11 protein-coding genes are annotated in these 12,556 nt (G+C 68.4%); 10 read left to right on the forward strand and 1 reads right to left on the reverse strand.

Going from position 1 to position 12,556, the window contains the following annotated elements; translation table 11 throughout:
• The first annotated feature begins 97 nt into the window (after nucleotides 1-97).
• The 3 genes from H1R19_RS00600 (at nucleotide 98) to H1R19_RS00610 (ending at nucleotide 2,356) form a co-directional block, all read left to right on the forward strand.
• Nucleotides 98-985, forward strand: a complete 888-nt coding sequence (locus tag H1R19_RS00600) for a cutinase family protein (protein WP_219850311.1) — start codon at nucleotides 98-100, stop codon at nucleotides 983-985.
• 184 nt (nucleotides 986-1,169) lie between these two features.
• Nucleotides 1,170-1,838: a DedA family protein gene (locus tag H1R19_RS00605; RefSeq protein WP_188330708.1), complete on the forward strand. Its 669-nt coding sequence runs from the start codon at nucleotides 1,170-1,172 to the stop codon at nucleotides 1,836-1,838.
• Between the two features lie 329 nt (nucleotides 1,839-2,167).
• The gene (locus H1R19_RS00610; RefSeq protein ID WP_188330709.1) at nucleotides 2,168-2,356 is read left to right on the forward strand and encodes a hypothetical protein; all 189 of its coding nucleotides are present in this window, start codon (nucleotides 2,168-2,170) and stop codon (nucleotides 2,354-2,356) included.
• A gap of 96 nt (nucleotides 2,357-2,452) precedes the next feature.
• Here the strand turns inward: H1R19_RS00610 and H1R19_RS00615 are convergent, their stop codons facing one another.
• Complete coding sequence (locus H1R19_RS00615; RefSeq protein WP_188330710.1) at nucleotides 2,453-2,680, reverse strand: RNA-binding S4 domain-containing protein; 228 nt, start codon at nucleotides 2,678-2,680, stop codon at nucleotides 2,453-2,455.
• Between the two features lie 126 nt (nucleotides 2,681-2,806).
• On the opposite strand from H1R19_RS00615, the gene lysX reads away from it, so the two are divergent.
• The 7 genes from lysX (at nucleotide 2,807) to H1R19_RS00650 (ending at nucleotide 12,431) form a co-directional block, all read left to right on the forward strand.
• Nucleotides 2,807-6,247, forward strand: a complete 3,441-nt coding sequence (lysX, locus tag H1R19_RS00620; protein ID WP_219850313.1) for a bifunctional lysylphosphatidylglycerol synthetase/lysine--tRNA ligase LysX — start codon at nucleotides 2,807-2,809, stop codon at nucleotides 6,245-6,247.
• A gap of 103 nt (nucleotides 6,248-6,350) precedes the next feature.
• Nucleotides 6,351-7,262, forward strand: coding sequence for an alpha/beta fold hydrolase (locus H1R19_RS00625; protein ID WP_219851485.1), 912 nt, complete (start codon nucleotides 6,351-6,353; stop codon nucleotides 7,260-7,262).
• A gap of 34 nt (nucleotides 7,263-7,296) precedes the next feature.
• Complete coding sequence (gene rraA / locus H1R19_RS00630; protein ID WP_219850314.1) at nucleotides 7,297-7,788, forward strand: ribonuclease E activity regulator RraA; 492 nt, start codon at nucleotides 7,297-7,299, stop codon at nucleotides 7,786-7,788.
• A gap of 57 nt (nucleotides 7,789-7,845) precedes the next feature.
• The gene (locus tag H1R19_RS00635) at nucleotides 7,846-9,399 is read left to right on the forward strand and encodes a succinic semialdehyde dehydrogenase (RefSeq protein WP_188330713.1); all 1,554 of its coding nucleotides are present in this window, start codon (nucleotides 7,846-7,848) and stop codon (nucleotides 9,397-9,399) included.
• A 166-nt stretch (nucleotides 9,400-9,565) separates the two neighbouring features.
• Entirely contained in the window at nucleotides 9,566-10,726 is a 1,161-nt protein-coding gene (locus tag H1R19_RS00640; protein WP_219850315.1) for a PQQ-dependent sugar dehydrogenase, read from the forward strand.
• Nucleotides 10,727-10,729: 3 nt separating this feature from the next.
• Entirely contained in the window at nucleotides 10,730-11,560 is an 831-nt protein-coding gene (locus H1R19_RS00645; RefSeq protein WP_188330715.1) for a cyclase family protein, read from the forward strand.
• Between the two features lie 25 nt (nucleotides 11,561-11,585).
• Nucleotides 11,586-12,431, forward strand: coding sequence for an alpha/beta fold hydrolase (locus H1R19_RS00650; RefSeq protein WP_188330716.1), 846 nt, complete (start codon nucleotides 11,586-11,588; stop codon nucleotides 12,429-12,431).
• Nucleotides 12,432-12,556: the final 125 nt, after the last annotated feature.

Raw genomic sequence — 12,556 nt, forward strand, 5'->3', positions numbered from 1 at the left:
CGGGCATGCCGTCGGATCTTCGCCGGAGGGCACCCGTCGGGGTGCACCCCGACCTACACTCGCTCCTATCCCATTCCCCGACTACGGAGAGCCGAGTATGCGTCGAATCGTCGCGATGGTCTGTGCGGTGGTGTGTGCCGTGATGGGTGGGGCCGGACTCACGGCTGTCCGAGCGGACGCGGTCCCGCGAGGGTGTCCGGAGCTCTACGTGCTGGCGGTGCCCGGGACGTGGGCCAACGGGGTCAGCCCCGGCATTCTCGGCGAGGTGACCGCCGGGCTCGGCCCAGAGACTCAGGTGCAGTACGTCGGATACGACGCGACCGCCTTCCCCTGGGAGAAGGCGATCTATGGCAAGTCCAAGGCGCAGGCGGTGGCCAACACGAAGGGTCTTGCGCTGCAGATGCTGCGCCGGTGCCCCGGCGCCCGGATCGCGCTGGTCGGCTACAGCCAGGGCGCCGACGCCGCCGGTGACGTCGCGTCGGAGATCGGCACCGGCCGCGCCGAGATCCGGCCCTCTCAGGTGGCCGGGGTCGTGTTGATCTCCGACCCGCGACGCTCGGTCAGGGACAACCTGATCGGCCCGCCGCTGCGCGGTGAGGGCAGCGGCGGCCCGCGGGTGGACAGCATGGGCTGGGTGCTCCCGCGTGCCTTCACCATCTGCGAACCGACCGATGTCTACTGCAACGTCCCTCGCGACCACTTCGTGACGCGGATCGTCGGATACCTCGCCGAGACGAGTGATCCGACGCCCAGCCAGTTCGGCCAATATCAGGCGGAGGCGGCGGCGATCCTGCGCGAGTTGCTCACACTGGGCGGTCCCGGAGCGATAGTGGAGGAACTCGGCGACGAGCGAGCCCGCGAGCAGATCCTGTCGTTCAGCCGGTTCCTGCAGTCCGGGTCGCACGGCACGTACCGGGACTTCGAGGTCCGCCCGGGCGTCACGGCTGTCGCGTGGTCCCACCGGTTCCTCGCCGGTCTGGCCTGATCGAGAAGCGCCACGGTGCGCGCGGAGGCGGCCGCGCGCGTCGTTCGGCGCCCTGAACTGTGGTTTGGCCGGTGAATCGGACATCCGGCTAGAGTGGCGCTCGCGCGATCACCCCGATGCCTGCGACACGACCGCCCCGAACAGACGGACCTCATCCTTGCCAACGCTCTCCGCCACGCTTGCCATGACCGACCCGGCCCAAGGACACAGCGGCTTCATCGGCTGGATCCTCGACCTCATGGACTCCCTCGGGGAGCTCGGCGTCGGCGTGGCGATCCTGCTCGAGACGTTCATCCCGCCGATTCCGTCCGAGGCGGTTCTGCCCGGCGCCGGGTTCCTCGCCTACGAGGGGCGGATGAATGTCTGGCTCGCGTGGGCGGCCGCAACCGTCGGGTCGGTGCTCGGTGCGTGGATCTGGTACGCCATCGGCGCCGCACTCGGCCGCGACCGAACCCGGCGCCTCGTCGGACGACTTCCGCTTCTCGATCACGATGACTTCGACAAGGCGGAGGCGTTCTTCGTCCGCTGGGGTGGGCTCGCGGTGCTCCTCGGAAGGTGCGTGCCGCTGGTGCGGTCCTTCGTCTCGATCCCGGCCGGTGTCGAGCGGATGTCGATCTGGCGTTTCACCACCTACACGACGGTGGGTTCGGGCGTGTGGAATGCACTGTGGATAGGTATCGGGTTCGCCTTCGGTCCCGCGATCTCGCCCGCCCTGGAGCGTTGGAGTGGCGTGCTGTCCAACGTCGTGATCGTCCTGCTGGTCCTGCTGGTCGGATGGTTCGTCGTCAAACGCGTCCGACGCCGAAGCAGCGGGAGCTCCCGACTCGCCGAGCACACAGACGGAGCCAGGTGACCTCAGCACCGTCGAAATCCCGGCGGGGAGCATCGACGAGCCGGGTGGGTCATCCGGTGTCGTGTTCGCTACGAATGACATTCGCGCAGGTAGGGTCCGCGTCGCTGGCCAGAAGGTAACGCGGACCGTGCCATGATCGATCTAGCCGTCACGTGCGGCGTTCGCGACTCCCGAATCGGGGAGGCGGGGATTCACACGTGTCGGCGCGTCGCGGGGAACGCGGCGAGGTCACTTCGAAGCCCGCGGCAGCACACAGCCGGCTGCTACAGTACTTCAAAGTACGAGTCCGTTGTAACGAATGTGTATGCACCAGGAAGTAGTGATTGGTCATGAAGTTGGCTGACACATTGCATTCGCCCCGTCGGGGCACCCTGCTGACCTCGCTCACCGGAGGGCGTATCGGGGGTCGTCGAGAACACTCGACGCGATTCCCCGCCGAGGCCGAACGCCTCATCACCCCGGCCGAGCTGAGACGCTTCGGCCTCAGCGCCTGGGCCGAGGCTCGCGTCCCCCGCTGAGTCGTACTCCGCGGCGTCTGCTCTGCGGCGTCTGGTCTGCGGCGCTCTCTCGCCCTACCCCTCTGCGCCTGGTCTTCTGCGCCTACTCCTCTGCGCCTACTCCTCTGCGGCCACCCGGACGCTCATCCCGCCGACCTCCACGACGTCGCCTACCGTCAGCTGACGACCGCGTCGTGTCTCGACCTCGTCGTTGACGCTCACCAGGCCGTCGGCGATCACCTCTTTCGCCTCGGCCCCGGACTCGATCAGATTGGCCAGTTTGAGGAACTGGCCGAGGCGGATGGATTCGTCCCGGATCGTCACGTCGTACACGGTGTCGATCATGCCGGGTCTCGATCGGCGGTGCGAGCCCGGGCGCCGCAGATCTGTGCTGGGGCAGATCTGTGCCGGGGCAGGGCCAACCGCGTGGAGTGCGAGGGCTGACCGGCGTTCGGCGACTACCTTCTACGCATGGCCACCGACACACCCATCGCGCCGGACCCGGCTCATTCCGTCGAACCCGCCGGCGCCGACGAGCACGCCGACATCGCGCACCGCACGCCCACCGCAGCCGACCGTCGATCCCTCGCGCTCCTCGACAAGATCAGGCGGCCCAGCGGATTCGGCCGCAACGCGCCCCGCATCGCGGGCACCGTCGTGGGGATTCTGGCCGCAATTGCGTTGCTGTCCAGCCTGTTCCCGGCGATCCGGCATCTGATCCACGACCCGCGCCGTTACGTCGACGACTACGTCATCACGCTGCCCGACACGAGCTTCGCCTGGGCGTTCGTGCTGGCCTTGATCGCGATCGCGCTGTCGGCGCGTAAACGCATCGCCTGGTGGATCAGCATCGTGTACCTGGTGCTGTTCATGGTGGGCAACGTGCTCTACCTGATCCCCGCGCTCGAGGACGACCTCGATGTGACCTCGTGGGACCGCACCAACATCTACCTCGGTCTCGTCATCGACGCCGCCGCGCTGGTGTTCCTGCTGGCCACCTACCGCCAGTTCTACACACGCGTCCGACGAGGCGCGGTCCCGGCCGCTTTCGGGACGCTGATCGCCGGTCTGGCGGTCGCGACCCTGCTGGGCTGGGCGCTGGTGTGGGCCTTCCCGCACACACTGACCCGCGGCGATCGTCTGCCCTACGCCTTCAACCGGGTGGTCGCCTTCGGGGCGATCGATCAGGATGCGTCCTTCGACGGCAGGCACACCCACGTGCTCGTCAACGGACTCCTGGGGCTGTTCGGTGCGCTCGCGCTGATCGCGGCTGCGGTCGTACTGTTCCGGTCGCAGCGCCTGCGGTGGTTGATCACCGCCGAGGACGAGGCACTCATCCGCGCCCTCATCACCCGATTCAACGACGATGATTCGCTTGCCTACTTCTCGACCCGGCGCGACAAGGCGGTGGTGTTCTCGCCCGACGGACGGGCAGCCATCACCTATCGGGTGGAGATGGGCGTCGGACTCGCCGGCGGTGACCCGATCGGGGATCCGGAATCGTGGCCCGACGCCATCGCCGAGTTCCTCACGCTCTGTGAGGAGTACGGGTGGCATCCGGCGTCGATGGGCTCGAGCACCCGCGGTGCCGCCGCCTACGACGCCGCCGGGTTCGTGTCGCTGAACATCGGCGACGAGGCCATCCTGCACACGCGCGAGTTCAGTCTCAGCGGCCCGACGATGAAGGCCGTGCGGCAGGCCGTGACACGCACGAAACGTGCCGGGGTGTCCGTGCGAATCCGCAGGCATCGGGACATCTCGACGCAGGGCCACCCGTCTGAGATGGACCGGATCGTCGCCCGTGCCGACGAGTGGCGCGACACCGACGAGGAACGCGGTTTCGCGATGGCGCTGTCTCGCATCGGAGATCCCGCCGACGGCGACTGCCTGCTGGTGGAGGCGGTGATCGGTGAGGGGACTCCCGAGGAGAGCGTCGTCGGGATGCTGTCGTTCGTGCCGTGGGGGCGTCGCGGCGTCTCGCTCGACCTGATGCGCCGCGACCGCCACGGACCCAACGGCGTCGTCGAGACGATGGTTGCCGAATTGTGCCGCAACTCCGAACAGTTCGGCATCACCGAGGTGTCCCTCAACTTCGCGGCGTTCCGCGCGTTCTTCGAGCAGGGATCACAGATCGGCGCCGGCCCGGTCATGCGGATGGGCTATTCGGTCCTGATGTTCGGCTCGCGGTTCTTCCAGATGGAGTCGCTGTACAAGTCCAACGCCAAGTACCTGCCCGACTGGCAGTCGCGGTACCTGTGCTTCGAGGACAACCGCATCCTGCCGCGGGTGGGACTCGCGGCGATCGTCACCGAAGGGTTCATCACCCTGCCGCGCCTGGGCCGCGCCAAGCACTACGCGCAGGGCCAGCCGTCGATCCCACCCGGCGTCGACGCCCCAGCGCTGATCGCCGAACTCGAAGCGGAGGCGGCCAACCCCGAGGGGGCCGTCATCCACCGCCCCGAACAGGTGCGTGTGCGACTCGCCAAGATGGACAGGCTCGTCGAGCGCGGCTTTGATCCGTACCCGCCCGCCGACCAGCCGACGCACACGGTCGCGCAGGCCAAGGCCGCCCCCGAGGGGACCGTGGTCACCGTCGCCGGACGAGTGACGCGTATGCGTGACTTCGGCAAGGTGGTCTTCGCCGACGTCCACGACTGGTCGGGCGAGGTGCAGGTGCTCGTCGAGGAGTCCCGGGTCATCCCGGGTACGCCTGACTTCGGTACCGACGTCGACCTCGGTGACCTGATCCAGGCGCGCGGCGTGGTGGGGACGAGCCGCACCGGTGAGCTCTCCATCCTCATCGATGCCTGGCGGATCAACGGCAAGTGCCTGCGTCCGCTGCCCGACAAGTGGGCCGGACTCACCGACCCCGAGGCGCGGGTGCGTCAGCGCTACGTCGATCTCGCGATCAACGAGCAGAGCCGCAAGAACCTCGCGATCCGCAGTCTCGTGGTGAAGTCGTTGCGCGACTTCCTGGCCGCGCGTGGATTCCTCGAGGTCGAGACACCGATCCTGCAGCAGATCCACGGCGGCGCCAATGCGACGCCGTTCCAGACCCACATCAACGCCTACAACCTCGACCTGTATCTGCGCATCGCACCCGAGCTCTACCTCAAACGGCTGTGCGTCGGCGGGGTGGAGAAGGTGTTCGAGATCGGGCGCAACTTCCGCAACGAAGGCGTCGACTTCAGTCACAACCCCGAGTTCACGAGCCTGGAAGCCTATGAGGCACACAGTGATTACCTGAAGATGCTGGACCTCACCCGGGAGATGATCCAGCATGCCGCGACCGCGGCCTATGGTGCGCCGGTGATCGTGCGCACCGACGCCGACGGAAACGAAGAGCGCGTGGACATCTCGGGGGAGTGGCCGGTCAAGACCGTGCACCAGGTGGTGTCCGAAGGTGCGGGAGAGGAGATCACGCCCGAGACCTCCGTCGAGACACTGCGCGCGATCTGCGACCGGCTCGAGATCAACCACCGGCCCGACTGGGATGCCGGCCAGATCGTGCTCGAGCTGTACGAACACCTCGGTGAGGATCGCACCACGTTTCCCACGTTCTACATCGACTTCCCGACGTCGACGTCGCCGCTCACCCGGGCGCACCGCAGCAAGCCCGGAGTCGCCGAGCGGTGGGATCTGGTCGCCTGGGGCGTCGAGCTGGGGACCGCGTACACGGAGCTGACCGATCCGGTCGAGCAACGTAAGCGGCTCACCGAGCAGTCGATCCTGGCCGCCGACGGCGACCCCGAGGCCATGGAGCTCGACGAGGACTTCCTGCAGGCACTCGAGTACGCGATGCCGCCCACCGGCGGTCTCGGTGTGGGTGTCGACCGGGTGGTCATGCTCATCACCGGGCAGTCGATCCGCGAGTCGTTGGCCTTCCCGCTCGCCAAACCGCAGGACGCCTGACGCGCTGCCGGTTGAGGGTGTCCGTCTGCCGGTTGGAGCGTGTCCCTCTGCCGGTTGAGCTTGTCGAAACCCTCGCTTCGGGCACACTGGTCGGGTGCACGAGATGACGCCCGGCGACGCAGGCGGAGCTCCGGGTGAGTTCGTCACCGTCGGCGAGCATCGCCTGCACGTGCTGGACGAGGGGTCGGGGCCGCCGCTGCTGTTGATGGCGGCGTTGGGTAGCAACTGGTTCGACCTCGACCCGCTGGTCGCGCGGCTCGCGTCGTCGTGGCGGGTGATCCGATATGACCGGCCGGGTTACGGGCTGTCCAGTCCCGTGGGGCGGCATCATCATCCGTCGTTGCTCGGCGAGGTCGAGCGGATGGCGGCGGTGCTCGATGCCCGTGGTGTCGACGAACCCGTTGTCGTCGTGGGACATTCGCTGGCCTCGTTGTATGTCGAGGCGTTCGCCCGTCGGCATCCCGAGCGGACTGCCGGCGTGGTGCTTCTCGACGGGTCGTTCGTGCTGGTCCCGTGGCGGATGGTTCCGCTGTCGTTCCGGACCGGCAACGCCCACCGGTTCGTGGGTGCCGCGCGGGCGGTGACTTCTCGTGTCGGCATCCGGCGCTGGCCGAGTCTGCAGGTGTGGACGCGAGTGGTGCCCGCTCCGCCGGAAGGGCGTGGCGACCAGCAACGACGCTGGGGTGCGAGGATCTTCGGTCAACCGCCGTTCCTTCTCGCCCTGCTTGTCGAGAATGCCGCATTCGGTGCCATGAACAACACGCTGCGCGGACTGCGTCGGACAAGGCCGATGCCCGACGTGCCGGTCATCGTGGTGGTCGCGTCGTCACGATTGCCGGGCTACCGGGAGTTCTGGGAGTGGAAGCAGCAGCGGTACGCGGAAGTGCTGAGCGCCGACGAGATCGCCGTACTGCCGCGCACGAAGCACTTCCTCGTCTCCGAGCGGCCGGATGACGTGGCCGAGATCATCGAGGGCATGAGAGAGTCGGATCGCTCTCTCCCTACCCGCGAGTAACCAGCTACTTGCGGTTACACCTAAACTGGTCGGCATGAGCGAGCCGACCTTCACCCCGACAGCCGACCTCGTCGACGAGATCGGCGCTGATGTCCGTAGTTGCGACACCCAGTTCACGCAGTTCGGCGGCATCCGGGAGTTCGTCGGCCGCGTCTCGACCGTCAAGTGTTTCCAGGACAACGCCCTGCTCAAATCAGTCCTCGGCGAGTCCAACCCCGGCGGTGTGCTGGTCGTCGACGGCGACGCCTCGGTACACACCGCGCTGGTCGGCGACATCATCGCCGAACTCGGCCGGTCGAACGGCTGGGTGGGGATCATCGCCCACGGCGCGATCCGTGATGCCAAGACCATCGGCGGGATGGAGATCGGCGTCAAGGCGCTGGGCACCAATCCGCGGAAGTCCACCAAGACCGGTGCCGGCGAACGCGACGTCCCGCTCACGTTCGGCGGGGTGACCTTCGCTCCCGGAGACATCGTGTACTCCGACGACGACGGGATCGTGCTCGTCAGCCCAGACAGCCCGTAGACCCACCAGCTCCAGTCACTGATCCGCCCGACCGAACCGCGCCGAGGAGCCTCCGTCATGCCGAAGCCCACTGTCGACTACTTCACCCGCCTCGGGGATCTCGTCGCGATCGACGACGCCGCGAGTCGTCCCACCCGCCCGGTGCTGGAGGCGTTCAGCGGCACGGAGATGGCGACCATCCCCGTGGCGACTGCCGCCGACCTCGAGACCGCGGTTGCCCGGGCGCGTCAGGCGCAGGAGGGCTGGGCCCAGCGGACCCCGGCCGAGCGTGCCGCGATCATCGACACCTTCTCCGATCTCGTTCACCGCAACGCCGCGTCGTTGATGGACATCGCTCAGGCCGAGACCGGCAAGGCACGGATCTACGCGCAGGAAGAGGTCATCGATGTCGCGCTGACCGCGCGGCACTACGCCACGAACGGTCCGCGTCTGCTCGCCGACCGCAAGGTCAAGGGGATGCTGCCCGGCGCGACCAATGTTCGTGTGCGGCACCTGCCCAAGGGTGTCGTCGGTGTCATCAGCCCATGGAACTACCCGCTGACTCTCGCGGTGTCGGACGCCGTCGCGGCTTTGGTCGCAGGCAACGCGGTGGTGGTCAAGCCCGACAGCCAAACGCCTTACTGCGCACTCGCATTGGCCGAACTGCTGTACGAGGCGGGTCTCCCGCGCGAACTGTATGCAGTGGTGCCGGGTCCCGGAAGCGTTGTCGGGCAGGCGATCATGGCCACCACCGACTATGTGATGTTCACCGGGTCGTCGGCCACCGGCGCCACCCTCGCCGAGCAGGCAGGCCGTCGACTCATCGGGTTCTCGGCCGAGCTGGGCGGAAAGAACCCCATGGTGGTCACCGCCGGCGCCGACATCGCCAACGCCGTGCGGGGTGCGGCACGCGCCGCGTTCTCCAACTCCGGGCAGTTGTGCATCTCCATCGAGCGCATCTACGTCGACAAGAAGATCGCGGGCGAGTTCGCCGACCGGTTCGCCGCATTCGTCTCGCAGATGAAGCTCTCGGCCGCCTACGACTTCACCGCCGACATGGGCTCGCTGGCCTCGGCCGCGCAGATCGACACCGCCGAGGCCCACGTCGAGGACGCAGTCGCCAAGGGCGCCAAGGTTCTCGCCGGCGGCAAGCGCCGAGCCGACCTGGGCCCGTTCTTCTTCGAGCCGACGGTCCTCACCGATGTCACCGACGACATGGTGTGCTTCGGCAACGAGACCTTCGGACCGGTGGTCTCGATCTACCCGGTGGACTCCACCGACGAGGCGATCAAGCTGGCCAACGACACCGAATACGGGCTCAACGCAAGCGTTTTCGCGGGCAGCAGTGCCGAGGCGCAGGCTGTGGCGGAACGTTTGCGTGCGGGCACGGTGAACATCAACGAGGGCTACGCCGCGGCGTGGGCGTCCACCGCGGCGCCGATGGGCGGCATGGGCATCTCGGGTGTGGGCCGACGCCACGGCGACGAAGGCCTGTTGAAGTACACCGAGTCGCAGACCATCGCCGAGCAGCGATTCATCGGCATCGACCGGATGCCGGTGGTGCCCACGAGCATCTACCGCGCGATCACCCCGGCCGCGGTCCGTGCACTGAAGTACCTACCCGGCCGCTGATCCTCGCGGGTTGCGGGTCGACCGAGACCCCGCCCGATCCGCGGTTGTCCTGCCCCGGTGAGGTGGTGGTGGTTAGGGTGGCACCGTGAATCGGAGCCGCCGCGCACGCACAGTCCCCGCCGCCCACCGGCACTTCCGCGGATCGCGGAGATCTCGCCTGCTCACGATGGCCACAGCTCTGACGGCGGTCCTCGCCGGAGGTCTCACGTCCGGGCCGGTCGCGAATGCGGCACCTCCGCTGCAGGTCACGACGCTGGCCAGCGGCCTGTCGATCCCCTGGGGCGTCGTGGTGGCACCGGATGGCACGGTGCTCACCGGTGAGCGCTCGGGCAGGTTCGTCGCCGTACGCCCCGGCGGCAAGCGCATCGACGTTCGCGCCGACCTGTCCCGGATCTTCGCGGAGAACGAGTCGGGCCTGATGGGCCTGGCCATCGATCCGCGGTTCGAACAGACGCGCCGCGTCTACTCGTGTCAGGCCGAGACCACGGTGCCCGGTGCGCCCAACGCCCCCGGGTCGCTGTCTGATCTGCCGATCGAGTTCCCGCAGACAGGCCAGACGATCAAGGTCGTGGCCTGGCGGGTCGGCACGGACTGGACCCGGATGGCCCGTGAGCGCACTGTGCTCAGCGGGATCCCGATCAACTCCTCGGGTCGCCACGCCGGCTGCGGACTCGCCGCCACCGGCGACTCGCTCTGGATCGGCACCGGTGACAGCGCGACCCCGCGGATACCGCAGAGTCGGGATTCCCTGGGCGGCAAGGTGTTGCACATCAAGCTCGACGGCACCCCGGCGGCCGGGAACCCGAATCCGCGCAGCCCGATATACAGTCTCGGCCACCGTAATGTGCAGGGCGTCGCCGTGGCGCCGGGAACCGGCCGGGTTTACGCGATCGAGCAGGGCACCTCGCGCGACGACGAGCTCAATCTCATCGTTTCCGGCGGCAACTACGGCTACAAGCCGGACCGACTGCCCTTCATCTACGACGAGTCGGTTCCCATGACCGACCCGGTGCGCGTTCCCGGCGCGATCGGGTCGGTGTGGAGCTCTGGCGCCCCGACGATAGCGCCGCCGGGCATCGCCTTCCTGCCGGAATCCGGTTGGGGACCTCACAGCGGTGGGCTCGTCCTCACGACCCTCAAGGGCAAGCGGCTGGTGTTCATGACGCTGTCGGGCGACGGACGCCGGGTGGTGTCCTCGACCGAGGCGCTCAAGGACGCGCACGGAAGGTTGCGCGGTGTGGCGGTGGCCCCCGACGGTTCGCTCGTGCTGACCACCAGCGACGGCGACGGGTCCGATCGAATCCTGCGTGTGCGCTGGCGCGGCTGAGCCATGTGCGACGACGCGATCGTGCTGCACGCGCACGAGGAATCCCGTCGGATGTCGCGGCGTACCGCACTGCGGGTGGCAGCAGGCGTGGCCACCGGGGTGTCCGCGTCGGCCGTGGCCGGAGTCGGGGCGGCCGGAGTCGGGTGGACGGCGCCGTTCCATGCAGAGCCCCGCGGCCGCGGCACGACGCGGATCGTCGACCTGACCCACCCGCTCTCCCCGTCCTTCCCGGTGTGGCCCGGCAACCCGCCGATGGTCAGTGTGCCGACATCGCGTGTGGGTGACCGCGATTCGGGCTTCGCGACCAACTGGGTCTCCTTCGCCGAACACACCGGCACGCACGTCGACGCACCTGCCCACAAGATCGGCCGGGGTATCACCGTCGACCGGATCGATCCCGCCCACCTCGTCGCACCGCTGGTGGTGATCAGCATCGGGGCCCGAGCGGGGCAGGACCCGCGTACCCGGTTGACCGACAGGGACATCGACGGATGGGAGTCGCGGAACGGCCGGATTCCGCAGGGGGCGCTGGTGGCCCTGCACACCGGCTGGCAACCGCGAACCGGCGGCGCCGACGCCGCCGGCTTCTCCGCCGACGCCGTGAACCTGCTCGTGACCGAGCGGGGTGTCGTGGCGATCGGCACGGACACCCTCAGCGTCGACATCCGAGGCGAGGCCGCCGCGCACACCGCCATTCTGGGCGCCGGGCGGTATGTCGTCGAGGCGATGGCTGCTCTGGATTCTGTCCCGCCACGGGGCGCGACGGTGATGGTCGGTGCGCCGCGGTTCGCCGGTGGTTCGGGCGGACCCGCCCGGGTACTCGCGATGGTCTGACTCCACGAACACAAAGGATCGGTGTATGGCGAATCGCATCACCGCGTTTCGACGCGGACCGCTCACGTTCGACGTCGTCGACTCCGGCCCGATCGACGGCGAACCCATCGTGTTGCTGCACGGCTTCCCGCAGCGCGCATCCTCGTGGGAACGCGTGGCCCCGTTGCTGCACGACAAAGGCTTTCGGACTCTCGCACCCGACCAGCGCGGGTACTCGCCGGGGGCGCGCCCGAGACGGCGACGCGACTACGCCCAGTCCGAACTCGCTGCCGACGTGCTCGCGCTGCTCGACGAGGCGGGGATCTCCGAGGCGCACATCGCCGGTCACGACTGGGGTGCGGCGGTCGCGTGGACCCTCGCCGGCCACCATCACGATCGGGTGAGAACGCTGACGGCTCTGTCCGTTCCGCACCCGGGGGCGTTCGTGCAGGCGATGCCGCGCGGCCAGATTCTCCGGTCCTGGTACATGGCGGCATTCCAGATCCCGGTGCTGCCCGAGAAGCTGCTCGGCTGGGCGTTGCGCACCCAGCCGGATTTCGGTGCACGGATGGGACTTCCGGAACCGTTCGCCTCCCGCGTGGCGGCCGAGATCGGCGAGTACGGCGCACTGCCCGGCGCCCTCGGCTGGTACCGCGCGATGTTCGCGCGCGACCCCGGTTCCGCACCCAAGCGGGTACGCGTCCCCACCACCTACGTCTGGGGAGACGCCGACATCGCCATCGGCAAGGTCTCCGCCAGGCTGTGCTCCGCCTGGGTCGAGGCGCCGTTCGACTTCATCGTGCTGCCCGGCGCCGACCACTGGCTCCCGGAGTCCCGCCCCGACGACGTGGCGGCAGCGATCCTGGACCGGGTCACACGCGCCGACGGGTGAGGGCCGGTCAAAGCGCGTGACTCGGTCTGTGCCGACGAGGGGCAGCTCGTGAGGCGCGCGATCAGAGTACGGGTGTGATCAGAGCGCGATGTGGGTATGACCTCTCCCATGCTGATCGACGACAC

This window comes from Gordonia jinghuaiqii (assembly GCF_014041935.1).
GTDB classification, from domain to species: Bacteria; Actinomycetota; Actinomycetes; order Mycobacteriales; family Mycobacteriaceae; genus Gordonia; species Gordonia jinghuaiqii.